Origin of the sequence: Flavobacterium sp., from assembly GCF_024642105.1 — a bacterium.
GTDB lineage: Bacteria > Bacteroidota > Bacteroidia > Flavobacteriales > Flavobacteriaceae > Flavobacterium.
In genome coordinates this window covers 14,558-38,090 of record NZ_JAHEBT010000002.1, presented here as the reverse complement: position 1 = coordinate 38,090, position 23,533 = coordinate 14,558, and the positions used below count along the sequence as shown (strand labels likewise).

Here is a 23,533-nt window from a genome sequence, read left to right as displayed (position 1 = left end):
AGTTCATAGAAATGAAATTAAATAATTATATTTTAGTGGTTGTATGTTTTTTTGGGTTGGTGTCACTAGCCCAAAAGAACAAAGACCAACAATTGATGCAAAAACTGATTGCGTCTAATTTTGATTTTGCGGCAAAACAATATCAATTTTTAATTAGCAATACACCTTCAGATTCTTTGCCAAGAACATTTCGAAATAATAAAAACATTAACACAGATGCGTATTGGTGGTGTAGTGGGTTTTATCCAGGCACGTTGTTCTATATTTACGAATACACTAAAAATCCAAAAATTCTAGCTGAAGCAAATAAGAAATTAGCCGTTTTAGACACTGTAAAATACTTTACAAAAAACCACGATTTAGGGTTTATGATGTTTTGTAGTTTTGGAAATGCCTACCGACTAACTAAAAATGAGTATTACAAAAAAGTAATACTACAGTCGGCTAAATCGTTAGCCACACGTTATCGTCCTAATGCTAAAGTAATTCAGTCATGGGAGATTACAGATGGGGGACTAAGACAAAAAGGTTTCGTGGGACCGGTTATTATCGATAACATGATGAATATTGAGATGTTAGAATGGGCAAGTCAAAATAGTGCAGATAAAAGTTTTGCTTCTATTGCTGAAAACCATGCAAATACAACCATAAAAAATCATTTTAGACCGGATTATAGCAGTTATCATGTATTGGATTATGATTTGAATACTGGAGAGGTTCGTAAAAAAGTTACAGCCCAGGGTGCCGCTGATTCTAGTGCGTGGAGTAGAGGACAAAGTTGGGCTTTGTATGGCTATACAATGATGTATCGTTTTACTAAAAATCCAGATTATTTAAAACAAGCTAGAGGTGTTGCTCAATTTATACTTACTAATCCTAATTTACCCGAAGATAAAGTACCGTATTGGGATTTTAATGCACCTGACATTCCTAATGCACTTAGAGATGTATCTTCGGCTTCGATAAATGCTTCTGCATTATTGGAACTAGCACAGTACACTTCAGGTAAAGAAAAAAAGGAATATCTAGAGGTAGCCGAAACTATTCTTAAAGTATTATCTAGTCCAAAATACAGAGCTGAATTAGGCAAAAATGGAGGATTTCTATTGATGCATAGCGTGGGATCAATTCCTCATAAAAGTGAAGTTGATACTCCTTTAACCTATGCTGATTACTACTTTTTGGAGGCATTACTAAGATATAAAAAGTGGTACTTGTAATAGTATTTACTAAAAGTAATTCAAACAAAAACACAAAATGAGAGACAATACAATCCATACCAAATTCAGTAAAAATTTTGTAAAATTTAGTTTTTTATTTTTTCTGATCAATTTTGTCGCTTTTGCACAAAAAGAGGCTACCATATTTACAAATTTTAAGAAAGACAGAAGTGTATTGCCTGAATTCTCTTATGCTGGTTATCACCATGGAGAAATCGCTACTCCTAATGTCAATAATTATAAAGTATTTGATGTAACAACTTTTGGTGCTATTCCTGATGATACGATATCAGATAAAAAAGCCATTCAAAAAGCTATAACTGCGGCTAATAAAAACGGCTCAGGAATTGTTTTTTTTCCTAAAGGAAGGTTTTTGGTAAATGAGAATAAGGATGAACCTAATAAAATAATATCAAAAGGTAGTAAGATTATTTTTAGAGGAAGTGGTTCAGAGCAAGGAGGAACTGAACTATACATGAAGAATACATTGCCACCTGCAGATCCTTCAAAAATGTGGACTGTACCACCGTTGTTTCTTTTTACTTCTGGCGGGGCTGACCAAAAAATAGGAACAGTTACAACCTCTCAAAAGATAGGCAGCCTTGATTTGAAAGTGAGCACTACTGAAGGTTTACAACCTGGAGATTGGATAATTCTTAAATTATTAGATAACAATCCAGAACTCATTAAAAAAGAACTAGGAGAAAATGAGGTTAGTTCTGAATGGACTTATTTAATAAATAAGGGTATTGATGTTAAAGTATTCTATCAAATCAAATCAATTTCTTCTAATACAATTACACTTGCGGCTCCAATTTCTTATGATATCGATTCTAAATACAATTGGGAAGTCTATAAATTTGCTAATAGCGAGGAGGTAGGTATTGAAAATATTGCTTTTGTGGGTAATTGGAAAGAAAAATTTGTACACCATCGCTCTTGGCAAGACGATAGCGGATATACGATGTTAAATTTTTCTCGAATCACAAATTCTTGGATTAAAAAATGCCGATTCACAGATTGTAGTGTGGCTGCAATTGTAGCACAAAGTGCCAATGTTTCGGTACTTAATTGTAAAGTTACAGGAAACGGAGGACACGAAGCAATTACTTCTAATGGCTCAACGAATGTATTAATCGCTAAGTGTATCGATGAAGCTTCGCAATGGCACTCATTTGGATCTTCGCATGGATCGATGAATACGGTTATATGGAAGTGTACGTATCCTGCTACTACCTGTTTTGAATCTCATGCAAGTCAGCCAAGAAATACGCTTTTAGATAATGTATCTGGAGGACTGATGCGTAGTAGAGCAGGAGGTGCAATGCAAAACATGCCCAATCATATGCAAGGTTTAGTGATGTGGAATTACAGCCAGACGAATGAAAAAGCGGATAATTTTGAATTTTGGCCTAAAACCGAAAAATATTGGAAAATTCCAAGTCCTATGATTGTTGGATACAAAAGTTCAGGTACTACATTTAACTTAAATCAACTTTCTTATTCAGAATCTTTAGACAAGGAAGTAGTACCAGCTTCTCTTTATGAAGCACAATTAGAATTAAGACTGAAAAAAACACCAGAATGGTTGAGTATTCTTAAAAAGGAATAAATGATGAAAAGTAGTCTAACAATAAATAGAGTTAAAAGAATTTTTTTGGTTTTTCCAATACTATTGATTGGATTAGTTGGTACTGCTCAAAATAGTACTAAGAGTACTACCAAACCGAATTTGTTAATTATTCTTGCTGATCAATGGAGAGGTCAAGCCCTTGGATTTGAAGGAAAAGAACCAGTTAAGACACCTTATCTTGATAAATTTGCTAAAGAAAGTTTAGTATTACAACAAATGGTGAGTAACTATCCCGTTTGTTCACCTGCCAGAGCGATGTTGATGACAGGACAATTTCCAATTAAAAATCGTGTGTACAGCAATGTCAATTCTTCGTCAGCACCATTTGGAATTGAATTACAAAAAGAGGCTGTTTGTTGGTCGGATGTTTTAAAATCCAATGGATATTCCAATGGATATATCGGAAAATGGCATTTGGATTCACCTTATGAGCCTTATATTCCTACATCTAACAATATTGGAAAAGTAGCTTGGAATGAATGGACAGCTCCTGATAGACGACATGGTTTTGACTATTGGTACGGTTATGGAACTTATGATGTGCATAATAAACCGATGTATTGGGATACCAATGCTACTCGTGATAATTTTCATTATGTAAATCAGTGGGGACCTATACACGAAGCTGATAAGGCGATAGAATTTATGAAAAATGAAGGAGGGAAATTGCGTAAATCGGATGCACCTTTTTCATTAGTAGTTTCCATGAATCCGCCTCATTCACAGTATGAAACAGTTCCTGAAAATTATTATAATATTTACAAAGACGTACCCTTAAGTTCTTTGGTTAAGGATGCTAATATTCCACCAGTAGGAACAGAGAATGGCGACCAGTATAGAAAAGATATTCGTTATTATTATGCCAATATTACTGGAGTTGATGAACAAATAGGCCGAATTATTCAAGGATTGAAAGATCAAAAATTAGATGACAATACGATTGTAATTATAATGGCTGATCATGGCAATTGTTTAGGGAAACACGATGAGGTGTCTAAGAATAATATTTTTGAAGAATCCTTAAGAATTCCATTTATCATTTATTGGAAAGGTCATATCATGGCTCGAAAAGACAATCAGTTTTTGGGAAGTATTCCAGATGTTTACCCAACAATTTTAGACTTGATGGGGCTTAAAAATGCCATTCCAAAAGATTTAGACGGTACAAGCTATGCTCAATATTTCTTAAATGGAAAAGGGAATACACCTTCAGAACAATTTATTTTGGGAGCGATTATAAGTAACAATGCTAAAATTAATACTGGATTTAGAGGTGTTCGTACCAAAGATTACAAGTTAGCGTATGTCAAAAAGAAAAACAAAGGTGCTTTTGAATTATACGATTTGAATGCAGATCCTTTTGAGATGAAAAATATTTATAATCCAAACAATACAATTGTTAAGAAATTAAAACCTGTTTTAAAGCATTGGCTTCAAAAAACCAATGATGGATTTACAATAGAAGAAGAGTAAAAAACGAAACCTCTTGTATTTAAATCGATGTTAGCAGGTATTCCTGCAATAAAATTGAGAGGGTTAATTATAGAGAGACAATAACTAAGAACAGATGATGTTCTTAAAAACATATTTATGAAATCAAATTTTGAAGCTCGTTTTGCAGTAAGTCCGAGAGAAGCGCAACAAATGAATACTCAAGAATTGCGTGATAATTTTTTAATTGAAACCATTTTCGGTTCGGATGAGATTAGACTTACCTTATCGCATTATGATAGATTTATTATTGGTGGGGTAATGCCCGTAACAAAAAAAATAGAATTAACGAATCCCAGTGATTTAAAAGCACAGTATTTCTTAGAAAGAAGAGAAATAGGTATAATTAATATTGGTGGAAAAGGGATTGTTCTTGCTGATGGAGTCCGATTTGAAATTGATTTTAAAGAAGCTCTTTATATTGGAAGAGGAACTAAAGATGTTGTTTTTGAATCGGTGGATAGCAATAATCCGGCTAAATTTTATATCAATTCCGCTCCAGCTCATCAAACTTATCCGTCAAAAAAGATAACTAAAGCAGAAGCCGAAATAGTAGAGTTAGGTTCTTTAGAAACAGCGAATCATCGTACAATAAATAAGCTGATTGTTAATAGCGTAGTGTCTACTTGTCAAGTTCAAATGGGAATGACCGAATTAAAGACAGGTAGTGTGTGGAATACAATGCCAGCGCATACTCATGACAGACGTATGGAAGCCTATTTCTATTTTGGAATTCCAGAAAATCAAAGTGTTTGCCATTTTATGGGACAACCACAAGAAACAAGGCATATTTGGATGCAAAATGAGCAGGCTGTAATATCGCCAAATTGGTCGATTCATTCTGGATCAGGGACTTCAAACTATACCTTTATTTGGGGAATGGCAGGAGAAAATTTAGACTATGGCGATATGGATCATTGTGCAATTACAGATTTAAAATAAAACGGTATGAAATCATTTAAATTTTTATTGTGTTTCGCTTTTATTTTTCCAACCTTTTTTTGGGCTCAAAATATAGCAACCATTACCATTCAAAATAACTCGGCTCTTACTAGAAAAGAAGCTGTTGTGTCTATTAAATGGGGAACTATTTTATCGAAATACCCACAAATAGATACAACCAATTTTATTGTAATTAATCCAAAAACAAAAAAGCAACTTCCTTTTCAGTTAGAACATCAGGGGCTTAAAAAAATACAAAATCTGTTAGTTCAAGTTGATGTAAATGCGACATCGACACTTTCACTTTCGATACAAAAAGGAAAGCCTGAAATTTTTGAAACCAAAACCTATGCTCGTTTTGTACCGGAACGAAAAGATGATTTTGCTTGGGAAAATGACCACATCGCTTTTCGTACCTACGGTAAAGCTATTGAAAACACAAAAGAAGATGCGTATGGGATTGACATTTGGGTTAAAAGAACTAAAAAGATGATTGTCAACGAACGATATAAATTAGGAGATTATCATGTTGATCACGGTAACGGAATGGACTACTACCATGTTGGTCATTCGTTAGGCGCAGGCAATATGGCACCATTTGTCAAGGATACTATTCGTTATTCAGGAAATTATTATCAATGGAAAGTGTTAGATAATGGTCCGTTACGTACTTCATTCAAGTTGAGTTATGATACTTGGAATGCAGGAGGTATAAAAGTGAAAGCGACAAAAACAATCTCATTAGATGCAGGGTCTCGTTTGAATCGCATAGAAAATGTCTATTCGTATGAAGGAGGTCAACCTCTACCTGTTGTTGTAGGAATTATTAAAAGACCTGAAACAGGGATAATTTCTTTGAATGAACAACAAGGAATACTAGGATATTGGGAGCCTACACACGGGGTTGATGGTACAACTGCCGTGGGGTCTATTTTATTAACTCCTGTAAACACTATGTGGGTAGATACGACTCAATTATTAGCAAAGACTTTTGTGAAAAATAATGAACCAGTTGTTTATTATACTGGAGGTGCTTGGGACAAAGAAGGAGATATAACTAATGCTAAGGCATGGTTTAATTATTTAGATGTTTTCTTCAATGAATTAAAAGCACCATTAATTGTAAATGTGAAATAAATCAAGATAAATAATAACTATTTAAAAAAGAAAATTATGTCAATAAACCTTTTTGATTTAACGGGAAAAACAGCACTTATAACAGGAGGTGTACATGGTCTAGGAATGGCAATGGCTAAAGGATTAGGTCATGCAGGGGCAAAAATTGTTGTTAACGATCTTTCACAAGAAGCATTAGATAAGGCGATTGCAGAATATAAATCTGTTGGAATTGAGGCTTATGGATATGTGTTTAACGTTACCGATGAGAAATCTGTAATTGCTAGTGTAAAACAAATTGAATCAGAAGTTGGACCTATCGATATTTTAATCAATAATGCAGGAATTATTAAAAGAACTCCAATTATTGAAATGGAAGTAGAAGATTTTACTGCAGTAATCACGGTGGATTTAATTAGTCCTTTCATTGTATCAAAAACAGTAGTAAAAGGAATGATTCAACGAGGTGGAGGAAAGATTATCAATATTTGTTCCATGATGAGCGAACTAGGAAGAGATTCTGTAAGTGCTTATGCTGCTGCTAAAGGAGGTTTGAAAATGTTGACTAAAAACATGGCTACAGAATGGGCTAAGTTCAACATCCAAACAAACGGAATCGGACCGGGATATTTTGCAACAAGTCAAACAGCTCCGATTAGAGTTGATGGACACCCATTTAATGAATTTATAATCAGTAGAACACCAGCTGCTCGTTGGGGAGACCCAGAGGATTTACAAGGAGCTGCTATATTTTTGAGTTCTAAAGCTAGTGATTTTGTAAATGGCCATATACTATATGTTGATGGAGGAATCTTAGCAACAATAGGTAAACCTTCAAACGAAGATTAATTCTTTAACGTATAAAAAACACTGCCGTAACAACTAAATCATAGTATTACCAATAAATTGAGATTAAGATATGAGTAAAATAAAACTTGTACTATTGATGTGCTTACTTGCTGGAAAAATATTTTCGCAGCAGAATCCTAATGTAATTTTTATCTTGGTAGATGATTTAGGTTATGGAGATTTAAGTTGTTACGGAGCTACAAAAATACATACTCCTAATTTAGATAAATTAGCAAAACAAGGGGTTCAATTCTCGAATGCACATGCCACTTCTGCTACATGTACTCCTTCTCGTTACGCAATAATGACTGGACAATATCCTTGGCGCAAAAAAGGGACAGGTATTTTACCTGGAGATGCTGCACTGATAGTTCCAACAGACCAACTTACCTTACCCTCTTTGTTTAAAAAAGCGGGCTACAAAACAGGAATAGTAGGCAAATGGCATTTAGGATTGGGAGATAGTCTAGAAAAGGAATGGAATGGAGAACTAAAACCAGGTCCTAATGAAGTAGGGTTTGATTATTCCTTTATTTTTCCAGCAACTGCAGATCGTGTACCTTCAGTATTCGTTGAAAATCATAGAGTAGTTGCTTTAGATGCTACCGACCCAATCAAGGTAGATTATAAACAAAATGTTGGAACGGATCCAACTGGTAAAGACCATCCTGAATTATTAAAAATGCAGTCTTCTCCTGGTCAAGGACATAACAATACCATTGTAAACGGTATTGGAAGAATTGGTTATATGAGTGGAGGTAATAAAGCGAGATGGACTGATGAAGAAATGCCTCTCACTTTTTTGTCAAAAGCAAAAGAGTACATAGAGACCAATAAGAGCAATCCATTCTTTTTATACTATGCATTGACAGAGCCCCATGTTCCAAGAATGCCTTCTACTATGTTTAAAGGCAAAAGTGAATTGGGGTATCGAGGTGATGCCATCTTGCAATTAGATTGGACAGTGGGCGAAATTATGAAACAATTGAATTATCTGAATATTGCCGAAAACACAATTATAGTATTTAGTAGTGATAACGGCCCTGTACTTGACGATGGTTATCAGGATGAAGCGGTGACAAAATTAAATGGACACACACCTTCTGGAGTATTGCGAGGAGGTAAATATAGCGCCTTTGAAGCAGGTACTCGAGTGCCTTTTATTGTGAGTTGGCCAGGAAAAACTAAGTCAATGGTTTCAGATGCTTTAGTTTGTCAGGTTGATTTGATTCATTCATTTTCTAAAATGGTAAATATAAAGTTACAAGAGAATGAAATTTTAGATGGACAAGATATGTGGGATGTTATGCTTGGAAAATCAACCAAAGGGAGAACCACTTTGGTAGAGCAAGGGATCAACTCAATTGCAATTATTCAAGACAATTGGAAATACATAGAACCTAACAATGCACCTACAATGGATGTTTTGACTAATACCGAATTAGGTAACAATCAACAGCCACAATTGTATAATTTAAGTACAGACATTTCAGAGAAAGTAAATCTTGCTAAAACTCATCCCAAAGAATTAAAAAGATTAGCGGATATCTTGCAAAAGATAAAAGCTAAAAACTAATCAAATGGGTTGTGGTTTTTAAGAGGATTTAATTGTATAAAAAGATAAAATGAGGTATAAGCAAGTAATCACGAGTTTTTTAGCATTGGTAATTTTGGCCTGTAATAAAAAAACGGAAGAGGTACAATCTAAAGTAAACGAAAATGCTAAAAGTTGCGAATCGTCATTGCCCTCTCGTTATTCGATGGGGACAAAAGAAGGTACTGTAGCTACATCTATAGCACTTTCCTATGACGGGATGGTGCAAATACCTGAAGGAGAATTTAGTATGGGTGCCGCTGATAATGAGGGAAGACCTGATGAATACCCTCAACATAAAGTTAAAGTGAGTCCATTTTGGATGGATGAAACGGAAGTTACGAATGCTCAATTTAAAAAATTTGTAGCAGCAACAGGGTATGTCACTACTGCCGAAATAAAACCCGATTGGGAAGAAATCAAGAAACAACTGCCTCCCAATACACCAAAACCAGACGAGAGTGTTTTAGTGGCGGCTTCATTGGTTTTTAAGCCAACAACAACGGAGGTTGACTTGAATGATGCTTCACAATGGTGGAGTTGGACAAAAGGAGCTAACTGGAGACATCCACAAGGACCCAATAGTACTATAGAAGGAAAAGATAATTTTCCAGTGGTACATGTCTCTTGGGATGATGCCAATGCGTATGCAAAATGGTCTGGAAAAAGATTGCCAACAGAAGCTGAATGGGAATTTGCTGCCCGAGGCGGTTTAGTGAATAAAAAATATTTTTGGGGGAATGAAGCCCCTGAGCAAGGAAAACCAAAAGCCAATATTTGGCAAGGAAAGTTTCCTTATTTAAATATTTCATCGGATAAATTTAAGGGACTAGCGCCTGTAAAATCGTTTGTGCCAAATGGGTATAAATTATACGATATGGCTGGAAACGTTTGGGAATGGTGTAGCGATTGGTACGATCCAAACTATTACTCCAATGTAAAAAATAGCGTTGCAGTTGCTCCTAAAGGACCCAATACAAGCTATGACCCTATGGAACCAACTGTTCCTAAAAGAGTAGTAAGAGGAGGCTCTTTCCTTTGTAATGCTTCTTATTGTAAAGGATATAGAGTAACCGCAAGGATGAAATCATCACCAGATACAGGTTTAGAACACACAGGTTTTAGGTGTGTAGCGGATGTAAAATAATAGAATTAAGTGCTAGTAGTTTTGATACAAAAATTACTGCTGAAAAATAATTAGTAGAAATGCAATCAATATCGAATAAATATAAAGTTAAGTTTATAAAGAACAAAACATTAGTTATATCAGGGAAGGGAGATTCTCCTCTTTGGGATAATGCCGAAATATTAGATCAATTTGTTTCTCCATGGAATAGCGAAACTATACCAGAAATTAAATTCAGATCGTTATGGGATGGCACTACACTTTTTTTCTGCTTTACAGTCTTTGATTCGTTAGTGCATATTAATAAAAAAGACGATACGGTATATAGTATCAATGAATCAGATAGGGTAGAACTTTTTTTTAGAAAGAATGAAAATTTAAACCCTTATTATTGTTTAGAAATCGATGCGTCTGCTAGGATTATGGATTTTAAGGCACATCCGAATAAAGAATTTGATTTTAATTGGAATTGGCCAGAAAATGGTTTGGAAGTACAATCGTTTATTAGTGATGATTATTTCACGGTAGAAGGAGCTATTAGTATTGACTCTTTAAAAGAGTTAGATTTGGTACAAAATGGAAGAATTGAAACGGGTATTTTTAGAGCAAAATATAGTAAAAAAGAAGGAAAGAATGGGTATGAACCTACTTGGATTACTTGGATAAATCCAAATACAAATTCACCAAATTTTCATATTTCAGATTCTTTTGGAGTACTGCTATTGATGTCCAAAACGGATGAAGATGACGAGTGTACTATCGAAACAATAAGTACAACAGAGGCTAATCGTATTTTTGCAGAAATTGTGAAATAACCGAGAAGTACTGTGTAAATTAGTAGTTTTTAGTTTTGTTAAAACCAATACAGAAGTAATTTTGTGTTGGTTTTTTTGTCTATTGTTTTTTGAATTGTCTATTCAAAATCCCCATTCCTACATACAAAACAGGAGAGATTAAAAACTCTTGCATGGACTGAGCAAGATCTTTAGTGGGTTGTGATACCATTCCAAAAGTCCAATCGTACAAGCCGATAGAGGTAATGGTAACTAAGAGCGAAATATGAATGCAATGCCACAACATTCCCATCCATTTTTGTTGAAGTGTACCCAGATGAAAAGAGCCTACAACATAAACAAGAATTGTGGTGCCAAATTTTATCAAATGCCGTATTTTTCTTGGAATAAGAATAGCATCAGGAGTATCGGCAAAATAGATGTAATAGGCGGAGTAAATCAATACAATGATAACCAATCCCATTACAAAACGGCGGCGCTCTGTTTTATATAACGACATTCTTCAATTTTATATTTTTAGTAAATAGCATCCAAATCATAAAAATGATTCCGTACAGTGTTATTTTAAAACCATAGTGATGTGCAAATTGGAACAGATCGTAATGATAATGCAATTTTATATATATTAAACCACTACAGCGAATAATGTTTGCCCAATAAATAATTAAAGTGCCCAAGACAATGTAGACTCCTTTTTTTAAATAAGAAGCAGGAAAACACACTATAAATCCAATATACAACACGATTAATTCGAGTCCATTACAAGGATCTGCAATTAGAATAATAGGCTTTCCGTGTTGTCTTACCTGTGCCACTTCCAAAATTTGTATTTGTCCTTCAAAGATGGATTCTTTTATTTCTGAGGTTGAGCTAAACCCTTTTTCAGTAGTGAATAGGTTTAATGCCCAAGCTGTACCTTCCCCAACATGATCGGTAAGAGGTTTATCCAGGAATCTATTATCAAATAAAAAAACTAAATACACCACTTTCCACACTGCAAAAACAACCAAAGCATTTCTAAGAAATGCTCTGATTGTTGCAGGGGTTTCATTTATAAAAGAATGGTAATAGTGTACAATACTATTTTTCATTTTTAAAATTTTTTGTTCAACATTCTTTGTTCAACATTCGTTATTGAATAGATGCTGACTCGAGCGATAGCGAACAGGCGAAGCAACCAAGTTCAGCATGACAGACGAGTTGTTTTTTAACTTAATAGACTTCATAAATTAAACCATATAAGGCACATAAAGTCATATAAGTTCTAAGCAATAAAACGTACATAACGATACATCTGTCACCCTGAAGTCATTTCAGGGTCTGATTCCTAACCTCGTATATAGAGGCTGACTCGAACGAATGCGAACAGTCGAAGCAAACTAGTTCAGCATGACAGACGTCTCGCGTTTTCCAACTTCATACTTCGTATATCGTATATCGTATATCGCAAATCACAAATCGTATATCGTCTATCGTATCTCGGTACTTCCTTTTATTTTTTTCTTTCTTTTAATTTTTTGGCACCATAGATAGCGCCTCCCACTAAAAGAGCAGTTAACCCACCATCTACAGGAACACCATCTCCAGTTCCATCTGCGGGTGGATTAGCTTGTGCATAGGTGGTAGTACTTACTAATACAAATAATAGTGTGGCGAAAAACAAGTTGTATTTATTCATGATTTTAGACTTAATTAGTTAATAATTTTTATAGTTTGTGTTTGGTTAGTATCGGTAGTTACTTTAATAATCAGTACCCCTCTAGTAGATGGTAATCCTGTTAATGAACTAGTAGTACTATTGATATTTTGTTGTTTCAATATTTCATGTCCTTGCAGATCATATACCGCTACATCTTTCAAGATAGCGCCATTAGTATTAATGTGAAATACTCCTTGTTTTTTTACTGCAGTTATAGGAGCCTCTAATCCCATAGTATTAATAGCTGATTTAGCATACGCCAACTCAAAACGTGAATTAGTCGTTCCAGCAGTAGCCGTAAAAGTATAGCCCCCTGTTTTTAAATTGGTAAGGGTACCCGTAGCATTGTCTTTTAACAATACTTCTTGATCAGTAGCAAATACTCCATCCGTTTTGTTAAGAGCAATAGTGTAGGTCCCTTTAGTTGCCGCTTTGAAAGCTAGAGGAACAGTATCAGTATCAGCAAAAGGTAAGGCACGACCTTGAATAGTATAGTTTTTACCATTTAATAAAGACGTTAAACTAGTTTTTGGATTCCCAAATTCTTCTCCGTCATATAAATTGTCTGCCTCATTAGTAGCACCATCTACATATCCTACTAATAATTGGCTTAGACCCTCTCCATTTGCATTAGTTAAATCCAACCAAAGTCTATGTTTTTCAGTTGCAATAGTAGAATTAGCACTTTTGGTAGTAGCCATTTTAAAGAATTGGTCTGCATTGGCAGCTGTTCCAGTAACAGTTCGCATCCCATTGTTAAAGGTGATGTTGGCAGCAGCAGTATTCTTAGCTTTAACAATAAATCCTTGACCTACTTGAATAATTCCATTTGGAGTACTTGTATTATTCATTCCAGTTATTGTTGAACTACCCAAAGCAGCAGGAGCACCAACACTGCCTGTTGAGTTCCAAGTAGCATATTGCATACTTGTACTTTCATAACTTGTACCATCGCTTTTAATATTGTGGCTTAAAAAATAGAGTGTACCTTCAATCACAGCAGTGTTAGTTGTTACAAAAGTAGTTGCATCGATAGGAGAAGGATAGGGATTTCCAATTAAATTGTATCCAGAACCACTAAAGTCAGACGCAATTGTAAAAGTACCATTATTTGGAACCCCTGTAAATTGCCCATTAAAAGTCTGGGGACTAGATGTGTAATTATAGGGAGCACGAATAGCATACCCTTTGCATCTTGCGAAATTAGAAGAGCTTGATAACCCTGTATTATCGTAGCTATCAGTGCCAGTATTGTAACTATAGAATCTAATTGTTGGAGTTGTGGCCGTCAATGGAGAAAAAGTATATAATTTTTGAGATGTCACAGGGGATGACCATAAGGTATAGTCGTACAGTACCATCGGAGCTGAGTTTCTTTTAACAGTAATATTACCAACATTATAACTAGTTGTGGTTTGTATTAAATTAGCATTATTTTCTAGTGTAAAATTACTTCCATTTCCTACATACAATATTCCAGTTAATGATATCTTGGTATTAGACGGAATAGTTACTATTGCATTGTTATCTACTGTTAAGGATTTAGCAGTAATATTTGTAGCTTCGTTGTAATTACCTGAAATAAATGCGTCTAAGGAGCTAGTTGGTGCTCCATTAGACCAAGAACTTCCGTTCCAGAATGTTGAAGTAGTAAAATTTATATTCGATGGATTCGTCAAAATTGCATCTGTAGATGAAGCTGCTTGCATCACAGTAGCTGAAGTTGTTTTTGCTGTAATATCTGGAATGGCAGATAAAGTTGCAGATTCAAAATCATAAGCCGCTAATAAACCAGTTGTAGTTGGTGCTGTTGTTGCATTAATACTTGTATTAATATCGTTTATTATTTGGTACGGCGTTAAAGCAGTATCCCAAATGTGAATATCATCAATAGACATTAAAACTGGTGTTCCTCCTGTACTTGAAGCTCCAAAATAAAGATCAGAGGTATTAGTCATATCGATAGCTCCTGGTGCTGTTGAGGAAATTAATACAAAACCATCATAATATAATCTGGTTTTTCCATCAATATCGTTTAATACTAAAGCAAAATGATGCCAATTACCATCATTTATAGTGGAAGCAAGAGAATTGTTATTTGAATTACCATATGCAGCTGGTGTGGTGCTAGATGATAATAGTCTTATATCCGTATGAGGTAATGTAGTGCTGCTTCCAAAAGTAATTCCATATTGTCCATTTCCAGCAGAACTAGAGTCGTTTTTTAGCATAATTTTACTAAAATTAGTGTTATTTCCTGAAGGAATTTTAATCCTAAATGTAATAGTTTTAGATTGAGATGCTGTAACATTAATTGCTGAACTATTTGTGATTTTAAGACGAGATCCAGTTGTAGAAATGTTAAGATAGTTATTAGTTTGAGCCTGAGTCGCTATGGTCAAACTTAAGAATGAGATAATTAATAAAGTAATTTTTTTCATTGTTATTCAGTTTAGTTAGGTAATTGTTTTTTATGGTTTCATTTTTTTGGGTTGCGAAATAAATTGCACATCAGAGATACTAAAAGTACCATTGCGTTTGGATCCACTGTAAGGAGCATCGCTCCCTTGGTAATGCAAGGCTAAGGTTACGGTTTTTCCGTTAGGGCTTTTGGCATAGCTGCTGAGGTCCACAATAGCTTTTACAAACTTGGCTTTATCAGCAGTAGTGGCTAATTTTCCAGAAAGTAATGGGATCACTGTCCATTTAGCTGTGCTTGCATCTCCTTTGTAATCGGTTGAAACTAGTATAGTAATGGTGGCCAAATCGCCTTCGCCGTATTTGCGTTGTGTCCAAAAAGAAGCATACCTATAGGCATCTCCCGCAGGAATTAAAGGGTTAGACTCAGTCAAATCTACCGTTGTAAAAACAGTATAGACATCAATGGGAAAATTAGTACTCGTAATGGCATTGGTTCCCGAAGTAATAATAGCCCTTTGATCACGCCCTTCGTTTTGAGGAATTCGGTTAGCCGGTCTGCTATCGGCTTCTCCAAAGCTACTGTCTGAGGCATCAGGAATATCCGAAACTATTTTGTTGAGTTCCGTCAGGACTTGTCCTCCTTGTTGTACCACCTGTCCGGTAAAACCTCGTTTACCGCCGTTGTACCTGAAATCTTCATAAAAGAATGTGGTTTGTGCCGAGACACAAAAACAGACGAAGTTGAAGATAAAATACAGATAAAATTTAGTCATAATTATAGTATTTAAGGTTTAGTTAATAATTTTAATGGTTTGTGTTTGATTGGCATCTGTAGTTACTTTAAGGATCAATACTCCTCTTGTTGGAGGCAATCCTGTTAAGGAACTGGTTGTGCTGTTGATGTTTTGTTGTTTCATTAGTAAGCGTCCTTGCAGATCATATACCGCTATATCTTTTAGAATAGCGCCATTAGTGCTTACTTGAAACACTCCTTGTTTTTTTACTGCGGTTATTGCTGCTTCTAATCCAATGGTATTACTAGCTGATGTAGCATAAGCCAACTCAAAACGAGAGTTTGCTGTTCCAGCAGTAGCCGTAAAAGTATAGCCTCCTGTTTTTAAATTGGTAAGGGTACCTGTTGCATTGTCTTTTAACAATACCTCTTGATCAGTAGCAAATATTCCGTCAGTTTTGGCAAGGGCAATAGTGTACGTTCCGTCAGTTGCGGCTTTGAAAGCTAATGGAACAGTGTCTGCATCCGTAAAAGGCAAAGCACGCCCTTGAATAGTGTAATTTTTATCGTTCAATAAAGAGGTTAAACTGGTTGAAGGAGTACCAAATTCTTCTCCATCATACAAATTGTCGACTTCATTAGTAGCACCATCTACATACCCTACTAACAATTGACTTAGACCCTCTCCATTTGCATTGGTTAAATCCAACCAAAGTCTATGTTTTTCAAGAGTAGTAGCACTTTTAGTATTAACTACTTTAAAGAATTGGTCAGCATTGGCAGCTGTTCCAGTAACAGTTCGCATACTATTAGTAAAAGATAAATTTCCCGCAGTTGTTGCTTTTACAATAAACCCTTGCCCTACTTGAATGGTTCCGTTTGGAGTATTTGTATTTTGGCCAATTCCTGATACACCCAAAGCAGCAGCAGTAGCACCTGTACTATTCCAAGTAGCATATTGTATACCACTACCTCCAGAGCTAGTTTCATATGTAGTTCCATTGCTTTTAGCATTGTGGCTAAATAAATATAAAGTACCATCAATAAGTGATGTATTGGCTGTTACAAAAGCAGTTGCATCTATTGGAGAAGGATACGGATTTCCTACTAAATTGAACCCAGGACTAGTAGCTACTAAAGGAATACTAATAGGCCCATTGTTAGGCACTCCCGTAAATTGTCCAGTATAAATAGTTGGAGTTGAAGTGTAGTTATTAGGAGCACGCACGGCATAGCCTTTTCCGTTAGTGAAAGTAGAAGCGCTTGTAAAGCCAGTATTGGAATAATTATTACTTGATGTTACGTAATTATAGAATCGAGTGGTTACCGTAGTAGGAGAAAAGCTAAACAAATTTTGTGCTGCTACGGGCGAAGACCATAAAGTATAGTCTAAACGTACCATTGGAGCCGAATTTCGTTTTACAGTGATTGCTCCGGTGTTAGCAACATCAGAAGTTTGAATTAATTTGGCATTATTTTCCAAGGTGAAGCTTCCTGAACTCACCGTTAGAGCACCTGCTAAGGTTACATTATTCCCTGAGGGAATACTAACAATGGCATTGCTGTTTACAGTCAAATTATTGGCGGCAATAGCAGTGTTTTCACTGTAATTTCCAGCAATAATAGCATCTGTAGTAGTGTAAGGAATTCCATTAGACCAAGCGCTACCGTTCCAAGTGGTGGTGGTAGGGGTAAGAACAATGTCAACAGGCAATCCGTCTTTGGCTGCAATTGTTAAAGTAGTTGTCGAGGTACCCACAGCTGCAGATACTGAGCCTCCGCTAGAAGTATTCACATTCCATTTTCCATTAACTGTTAGAATAATTGAGGTGGCCTGGCTAGGGCCATAATTGGCTGCAAAATTCAAATCAGGATTGACAACAGATAGTGCTAAAAGATTTCCTGTTTGATTGGTCATGATTAGGCAAGGAACATTGTTACTCTGAATAGGAGTAGTGGTTCCATAAGTTCCAGCAGCAAAAAGAGAATACCCATACATCGTATTGTATTTTACAATATGTGCGGTAGCATCTTTTTGAATTACTTGATAAAATGCGGTTCCACTATTGGCCATAGTATTGCTAAAAGTGACCATATCTGTGGGAGTAGTTTTTGGAATAATTACGTATTCATAATTACCACTTGTAGGGGCAGTACCATGACTGATGTAAGCCGAAGCAAAGTTTCCAGTGGTAGTAGTTACACCACCGTTTTGGTTTGCTGAAGTCTGAGATTTTCGGTCAATTACGATTGAATTGCCACTTTTAATAAAATAACCCGTACCTACCGCATCAATCATCCAATGGTTAGAAGCGTTGCTTAAAGAGGTATTGCTGTAAGGAAATGTCGTTACGGCTGCATTGTCCACATTGATTGAAATGGTAGTGCTTGCCAAACTATTTTGGAACAAATTGGTAGCAATCAAACCGTTGGCACTCTTAATGTTACTTCCTAAACAAATGAGTTTTCCATCAAAACAAAACACCGATTTTTTGAATTTGAAACTAGTGTCGTGGGTAGAAGATAAAGCCGCTTGAGTGAAATCCATCCCAAACACACCGTAATTTCCTTCTATTTTTTGGTCAATATAGTACGTTCCTTTTGTTCCAAAGCGCAAGCTTGCTGCAAAATTGGAAAGTGTTGTTTCGTCTTGTCTTGCAACAGCAGCTTCTAAATTAGCATCTGATAAATGTTTAGTCGTTGCGCCTGGTGTTTTGTTCCAGTCCCAACCATCGATATCTAGCCCTGAATTGGTATGACCACCGGGATAGAGTATTTCTACGGCTCCATAACTTTGGTAACGTCCAAAACGGTTATTAGAACTATAAATTTCGGTCCCGTAAAAGTATTTGTTGAATCCCTTAATATCGGCTACCCAGTCCGACTGTCTGTAAGTGCCTAAATTGGTAAAATTAACTTGCCAAAACCCTGTTGGTGGTGTTTCAGTCCCATAAGAATAGTTGGTACCGTACACGTAATTGCTTGCTTTTAACAAATCGGCATCTGGGGGATTAGTTAGTCCCAAGTTGGTTAAAGCATTTTTAAAAGAAGGATTTACAAAAGGATTTCGCCCTGATAATGAATTCGGAATATGTCCTCCTTCAGAAACTACTCTAGCTAATAAAATCGATTTTTTTAAGATAGTGCGTGCAGTTGTATTGATAGCAAATGTTCCTTGACCTTGAGCTATGTAGCCTATTGCTTGTGCTAAGCTGTTAAAAGAAGGAAAAGAATACCCTGGATAATTAATGTTGTGATGGAAACCAGTAAAATCAACTTTCATTCCTTCTCCTTCTTCAGAATAGAGCGTCAAAAAATTTTCGATGTATTGTTTGAAGCCTTTTAAATATTGCACTTTTTCAGTATCTGTAGTTTTGTACAGACAGGCACCTAATCGAATGACAGTTCTTGTATTTCCGTCGTCCATATTGCTGTTGGAAGCATTTGGTGACCAAATCCCATCAACAGCGCTATACCATTCTACCATTTTTTGGGCTTGATCCCATAATCCAGCGGCAGTTAATTCGGCTTGCATTAAATGAATAGAGTAGGGAATGTTTCGGAAAGAATAACCCACGTGGTGTAATGTTTCCATTAAACTTCCATCAGCATAGCCTTGGTCCAATAAGTAGCGAACGGAGTTCAGAAAATAATCTTTGCTAGTTGCACTTGACGTATATTTATAATCACGAGCAAATACAAGTATAAAATTTTCCACTACTTGTAAGTTTTCGGTATCAGGGTTGTCTTTGCCAAACAAAGGTTGTCCTTTTACAATTCCATTAGTATAGGAAATGTTTGCCGTAGTATATTGATTAGTAGCTGTGGTTAAAGCAGTAGCGTTAGGTGCACTCCCTTTAATCATAGTATCGTATTGTAATTTTACAGCAGCCAAATCGGATAATTCAGTCGTGGTTGGAGTAGTTGCTGCAATTGTTTTGGGCAAGGCTTGGTACTTCATCATTTCCATCCAATGCAAATCCCCGGTAGAATTAGTAATAAACGGTAATTGATAATCCTTGGCGCGATCTTCAATACGATCAAAGGTAAAATCAATAAAATCAAAAAAGAAAGTACCACTACCTGTTGTTGGCGCTTTTATTTTTATAGTGGTAATATTCGTTGATGGGGAGGTACTAGTAGTAGACATTTCGGCATCATAGTCAGCAGTTGCAGCTCTCCAACCCGTATAATTTACTCCGAAAGAATAATAAAATTGTTTGTTGCTATTGTCATAAAACTCAATTTGTAATTGCCCTCCAGGTATTGCTGCGTTATTGTACACCCACATTCTAAAAAAGTGGAAGTAATATCCCAATACTTCAGAAGTAGTCAACCCGTGACTCTGTAAATTACTTATAGTGATTACGGCATTAGCAGACCAATCCCATTTGAGCGATTGATTCCCATGTTTATAGTGATCAGTTGAGGTACTCAAAGTTCCATTAGTTGTTGACCAGTAGGACGGAACTGTAGTCTCAAAAGATTCATCTTGTGAGTAGGATGTAAGAGGTACACCTAGTAGTACAATTAAAAATGCAAAATAATTTTTCAATGCGATTATTTTTTGATTGTTATTAACGTGTATAAACAAGTTGAATACTTATTTAACGCTGTTAAATTGACAAAAAGTGCTCGAGCACATTTATTTAACGCTGTGAAAATATAAAAAAAATGTGTTCGTGCACACTTTTTTGTAAAAAAAATTATAAATAGTAATTTATTTGTAGGATTTTTTTGTTTTTTGTAGAATTTTGAGAGGTTATTTTTGTGCTATAAAAAACTATTTTGCTAATACGTTGTATATTCAATAATGAAATAGGTGTTATGTAAACAAAAAAAGAGAATGAGGTTTAATTCCTATTCTCTTTTTTTCAATAAATAAAGTAAGACGCTTAAATCTTACTTTTATTTAGATTTTGGTAGGTTGCTGTAACCTGACGTTAATTGTATATCTACAGGTAATCCGTCTTTGCTTCCAATGGTAAGTGTTGTAACTCCATTAGCATTTGTTGCTGTTGCTGTACCGCCACTAAAAGAAGCAATAGTCCATATTCCATTGAGCGTTAATAGGATTGGAGTAGTTTGGCTAACCCCATTATTAGCGGCAAAATTTAAATCTGGATTTACAAAAGATAAGTCTAAATTGTCACCAGTTTGTTTGGTCATCACTAAACAAGGAGCACTATTGTTTTTAATAACAGTTGAAGTTCCATAATCTCCAGCACTGAAAAGCGAATAACCGTACATCGTGTTGTATTTTACAATGTGTGCGGTGGCATCTTTTTGGATGACTTGATAGAAAGCGTTCGATGCATTCGACATATTGGTACTCAAAGTAGTCATGTCAGCAGTAGTTGTTTGTGGGATGATTACATATTCGTAGCCCGCATTTATAGGAGCGGTACCATGACTGATATAAGCAGAGGCAAAATTACCGTTGGTACTAGTCCCTTTGCCTTTTTCATTTTGCGAAGTTTGACTTTTTCTGTCAATTAGTATTGAATTTCCACTTTTAATAAAATAACCGGTACCTGCAGCGTCAATTATCCAATGATTAGCAGTAGCACTCAAGGTATTCGTATAAGGAAAAGTAGCTACAACTGTGTCGTCAATAGTAATAGTAGATGAAGTAGTGTTTAGCTGATTTTGGAACAAATTAGTTGCAATCAATCCGTTATCACTATTGATGGTACTACCTAAACAAATGATTTTTCCGTCAAAGCAAAAAACGGATTTTTTGAATTTGAAACTAGTGTCATGAGTAGGGGATAAATTCGCTTGAGTGAAATCCATTCCAAATACACCATAATTGCCTTCTATTTTTGAATCAATGTAATAGGATTTTTTGGTTCCAAAGCGTAAACTGGCCGCAAAATTGGAATCGGTTTTCTCGTCTTGTCGGTCTTTTGTAGCCACTAAATCAGTATCGGACAAATGTTTGGTTGTTGCTCCAGGTGTTTTATTCCAATCCCAACCATTTATATTCAGTAGCGAATTAGCGTGTCCCCCTGGATAAAGAATTTCAATAGCTCCATAACTTTGGTATCTTCCATACCTATTGTCAGATTTGTAAATTTCAGTTCCCCAAAAGTATTTGTTGAATCCTTTAATGTCAGCTACCCAATTGGATTGTCTGTAAGTTCCCAAATTAGCAAAGTTAACCTGCCAAAATCCTGTTGGAGGTGTTTCATCTCCGTAAGAAGAGGTCTGCTTGTCTCCTGAAAAACTATAGTTGTATGCCTTTAATACACTTGAATCAATTGGATTTGTAAGTCCTAAATATTTTAATCCATAGTCAAATTTCGGATTTACATAAGGATTTCTGCCTGAAAGAGAATTAGGAATAGCTCCTCCTTCGGTAATTACTCGGGCTAGTAAAAGTGCTTTTTTTAAGATAGTGCGGGCATTAGTAGTAATTGCGAAAGTTCCTCCAGAAATGTATTCAACAGCTTGAGCCAAATTACTATAAGCTGGAAAGCTATAACCAGGAAAGTAAGTGTTATGATGAAAACCAGTAAAATCAATTTTCATTCCTTCTTCCTCTTTTGAATTTAAGGTAAAAAAGGTCTCGATATATTGTTTGAAGCCTTTTAAATACTGTACTCTTTCAGCAGCTGTATTTTTGTATAGGCATGCTCCTAATCTAGGGAGAGCCCTAGTATTTCCATCGTCCATATTGCTATTTGAAGCGTTTGGAGACCAAATCCCATCTATAGCACAATACCATTCTACCATTTTTTGAGCTTGATCCCATAGCCCAGCCGTAATCAATTCAGCTTGCATTAAATGAATAGCAGAGGGAACGTTCCTAAAAGTATATCCAATATGATGTGCTGATTCTACCAAGCTTCCGTCTGCATAACCTTGGTCAAGCAAATAGCGAATGGAGTTAAGAAAATAGTCTTTACTACTTGCAGTTGCGTTGTGTTTATAATCACGAGCAAAGGTAAGAATGTAATTTTCGACAACTTGAATATTTTCAGTAGCAGGATTGTCTTTACCAAACAGCGGTTTTCCTTTTATAATACGATTAGTATAGGTGATTTTTGCAGCATTGTATTGTGCAATCGCTTCTTTTACATCTTTTTTATTGGGAACATTCCCTTTAATCATAATGTCATATTTTTGTTTTACTACAGCTAAGTCCGCTAATTCAGCAGCAGTTGGAGTAGTCGCTTTAACCGTTTTAGGAAGTGATTGATAATGCATCATTTCTAACCAATGAGAGTCCTCGGAATTTGTAATAAAAGGCAATTGATAATCCTTAGCACGTCGATTCATTCGCTCTGCTGTGAAATCGATAAAATCAAAAAATAACGTACCACTTCCAGTAGCAGGCGCTTTTATTTTTAAGCTAGTGATATTTTTGGAGGTTTTATTTCCAGACATTTCATTTTTATAGTCTGCACTTGCTGCTCTCCAACCTGTAAAGTTTAAACCAAAAGAGTAGTAATACTGTTTTTTACCAGTATTGTCATACAATTCAATTTGTAATTCTCCAGTAGGAACTTTTGAAGCATTATACACCCACATTCTGAAAAAATGATAGGCATTATTTACAATTTGAGAAGGAGTTAGTCCATTACTTTGAAGATGATCAACAGTGATTACCGCATTACTATTCCATTCCCATTTTAGAGATTGATTTCCGTGTTTGTAATGATCTGTTGAGGTACTTAAAGTGCCATTAGTTGTTGTCCAATAAGTAGGAACTGCAGCTTCAAAAGATTCATCTTGTGAGTAGGCATTGAATTGCAAACCTAAAAATAGAATTACGATTATTAAGTAATATTTGTTTGACATGAAAATGTTTTTTTTTTTGATTTTTATTTTCAGCTAATAAATTATGGATTGAAATTTTGATTTAAAATTAGTACCAAACTAAAAAAAGAATGAGATTTTAAGCCCTCAT

At 35.5% G+C, this 23,533-nt stretch carries 16 protein-coding genes; 9 read left to right on the top strand and 7 right to left on the bottom strand.

What is annotated here, in order from left to right:
- The first annotated feature begins 11 nt into the window (after positions 1-11).
- From Q0L65_RS01260 to Q0L65_RS01220, 9 genes are all read left to right on the top strand, one after another.
- On the top strand, positions 12-1,220 hold the full coding sequence (locus Q0L65_RS01260; RefSeq protein WP_296682569.1) for a glycoside hydrolase family 88 protein: 1,209 nt from the start codon (positions 12-14) through the stop codon (positions 1,218-1,220).
- A gap of 37 nt (positions 1,221-1,257) precedes the next feature.
- The gene (locus tag Q0L65_RS01255) at positions 1,258-2,832 is read left to right on the top strand and encodes a DUF4955 domain-containing protein (RefSeq protein ID WP_296682568.1); all 1,575 of its coding nucleotides are present in this window, start codon (positions 1,258-1,260) and stop codon (positions 2,830-2,832) included.
- Positions 2,833-4,326 (top strand): sulfatase, encoded by a 1,494-nt coding sequence (locus tag Q0L65_RS01250; RefSeq protein WP_296682566.1) that lies wholly within the window; start codon positions 2,833-2,835, stop codon positions 4,324-4,326. It abuts the gene before it with no gap.
- Positions 4,327-4,443: 117 nt separating this feature from the next.
- Positions 4,444-5,286 (top strand): 5-dehydro-4-deoxy-D-glucuronate isomerase, encoded by an 843-nt coding sequence (gene kduI, locus Q0L65_RS01245; protein WP_296682564.1) that lies wholly within the window; start codon positions 4,444-4,446, stop codon positions 5,284-5,286.
- A 6-nt stretch (positions 5,287-5,292) separates the two neighbouring features.
- Positions 5,293-6,423, top strand: a complete 1,131-nt coding sequence (locus Q0L65_RS01240) for a DUF4861 family protein (RefSeq protein WP_296682562.1) — start codon at positions 5,293-5,295, stop codon at positions 6,421-6,423.
- 36 nt (positions 6,424-6,459) lie between these two features.
- On the top strand, positions 6,460-7,251 hold the full coding sequence (locus Q0L65_RS01235) for a gluconate 5-dehydrogenase (protein ID WP_296682560.1): 792 nt from the start codon (positions 6,460-6,462) through the stop codon (positions 7,249-7,251).
- A gap of 70 nt (positions 7,252-7,321) precedes the next feature.
- Positions 7,322-8,827: an arylsulfatase gene (locus tag Q0L65_RS01230; RefSeq protein ID WP_296682559.1), complete on the top strand. Its 1,506-nt coding sequence runs from the start codon at positions 7,322-7,324 to the stop codon at positions 8,825-8,827.
- A gap of 49 nt (positions 8,828-8,876) precedes the next feature.
- The gene (locus Q0L65_RS01225) at positions 8,877-9,992 is read left to right on the top strand and encodes a formylglycine-generating enzyme family protein (RefSeq protein WP_296682557.1); all 1,116 of its coding nucleotides are present in this window, start codon (positions 8,877-8,879) and stop codon (positions 9,990-9,992) included.
- A gap of 59 nt (positions 9,993-10,051) precedes the next feature.
- Complete coding sequence (locus Q0L65_RS01220) at positions 10,052-10,786, top strand: sugar-binding protein (RefSeq protein ID WP_296682555.1); 735 nt, start codon at positions 10,052-10,054, stop codon at positions 10,784-10,786.
- A 79-nt stretch (positions 10,787-10,865) separates the two neighbouring features.
- On the opposite strand, the gene Q0L65_RS01215 is transcribed toward Q0L65_RS01220, so the two are convergent.
- From Q0L65_RS01215 to Q0L65_RS01185, 7 genes are all read right to left on the bottom strand, one after another.
- The gene (locus tag Q0L65_RS01215; protein WP_296682552.1) at positions 10,866-11,264 is read right to left on the bottom strand and encodes a hypothetical protein; all 399 of its coding nucleotides are present in this window, start codon (positions 11,262-11,264) and stop codon (positions 10,866-10,868) included.
- A complete protein-coding gene (locus Q0L65_RS01210; RefSeq protein ID WP_296682551.1) occupies positions 11,251-11,856 on the bottom strand; it encodes an exosortase/archaeosortase family protein in 606 nt (201 codons plus the stop codon). The genes Q0L65_RS01215 and Q0L65_RS01210 overlap by 14 nt, the downstream gene beginning before the upstream one ends.
- A gap of 401 nt (positions 11,857-12,257) precedes the next feature.
- A complete protein-coding gene (locus Q0L65_RS01205) occupies positions 12,258-12,443 on the bottom strand; it encodes a PID-CTERM protein-sorting domain-containing protein (RefSeq protein WP_296682549.1) in 186 nt (61 codons plus the stop codon).
- A 14-nt stretch (positions 12,444-12,457) separates the two neighbouring features.
- Positions 12,458-14,905 carry a LamG-like jellyroll fold domain-containing protein gene (locus Q0L65_RS01200; protein WP_296682547.1) on the bottom strand — a complete coding sequence of 816 codons (2,448 nt, stop codon included), beginning with the start codon at positions 14,903-14,905 and terminating at the stop codon, positions 12,458-12,460.
- 30 nt (positions 14,906-14,935) lie between these two features.
- A complete protein-coding gene (locus tag Q0L65_RS01195; RefSeq protein ID WP_296682546.1) occupies positions 14,936-15,658 on the bottom strand; it encodes a hypothetical protein in 723 nt (240 codons plus the stop codon).
- 18 nt (positions 15,659-15,676) lie between these two features.
- On the bottom strand, positions 15,677-20,173 hold the full coding sequence (locus tag Q0L65_RS01190; protein WP_296682544.1) for a chondroitinase family polysaccharide lyase: 4,497 nt from the start codon (positions 20,171-20,173) through the stop codon (positions 15,677-15,679).
- A gap of 353 nt (positions 20,174-20,526) precedes the next feature.
- Positions 20,527-23,424, bottom strand: coding sequence for a chondroitinase family polysaccharide lyase (locus tag Q0L65_RS01185; protein ID WP_296682542.1), 2,898 nt, complete (start codon positions 23,422-23,424; stop codon positions 20,527-20,529).
- Positions 23,425-23,533: the final 109 nt, after the last annotated feature.

Coding starts and splice junctions, on each gene's coding strand:
- Q0L65_RS01260 (WP_296682569.1), top strand. CDS start 12: ATGAAATTAAATAATTATATTTTAGTGGTTGTATGTTTTTTTGGGTTG.
- Q0L65_RS01255 (WP_296682568.1), top strand. CDS start 1,258: ATGAGAGACAATACAATCCATACCAAATTCAGTAAAAATTTTGTAAAA.
- Q0L65_RS01250 (WP_296682566.1), top strand. CDS start 2,833: ATGATGAAAAGTAGTCTAACAATAAATAGAGTTAAAAGAATTTTTTTG.
- kduI (WP_296682564.1), top strand. CDS start 4,444: ATGAAATCAAATTTTGAAGCTCGTTTTGCAGTAAGTCCGAGAGAAGCG.
- Q0L65_RS01240 (WP_296682562.1), top strand. CDS start 5,293: ATGAAATCATTTAAATTTTTATTGTGTTTCGCTTTTATTTTTCCAACC.
- Q0L65_RS01235 (WP_296682560.1), top strand. CDS start 6,460: ATGTCAATAAACCTTTTTGATTTAACGGGAAAAACAGCACTTATAACA.
- Q0L65_RS01230 (WP_296682559.1), top strand. CDS start 7,322: ATGAGTAAAATAAAACTTGTACTATTGATGTGCTTACTTGCTGGAAAA.
- Q0L65_RS01225 (WP_296682557.1), top strand. CDS start 8,877: ATGAGGTATAAGCAAGTAATCACGAGTTTTTTAGCATTGGTAATTTTG.
- Q0L65_RS01220 (WP_296682555.1), top strand. CDS start 10,052: ATGCAATCAATATCGAATAAATATAAAGTTAAGTTTATAAAGAACAAA.
- Q0L65_RS01215 (WP_296682552.1), bottom strand. CDS start 11,264: ATGTCGTTATATAAAACAGAGCGCCGCCGTTTTGTAATGGGATTGGTT.
- Q0L65_RS01210 (WP_296682551.1), bottom strand. CDS start 11,856: ATGAAAAATAGTATTGTACACTATTACCATTCTTTTATAAATGAAACC.
- Q0L65_RS01205 (WP_296682549.1), bottom strand. CDS start 12,443: ATGAATAAATACAACTTGTTTTTCGCCACACTATTATTTGTATTAGTA.
- Q0L65_RS01200 (WP_296682547.1), bottom strand. CDS start 14,905: ATGAAAAAAATTACTTTATTAATTATCTCATTCTTAAGTTTGACCATA.
- Q0L65_RS01195 (WP_296682546.1), bottom strand. CDS start 15,658: ATGACTAAATTTTATCTGTATTTTATCTTCAACTTCGTCTGTTTTTGT.
- Q0L65_RS01185 (WP_296682542.1), bottom strand. CDS start 23,424: ATGTCAAACAAATATTACTTAATAATCGTAATTCTATTTTTAGGTTTG.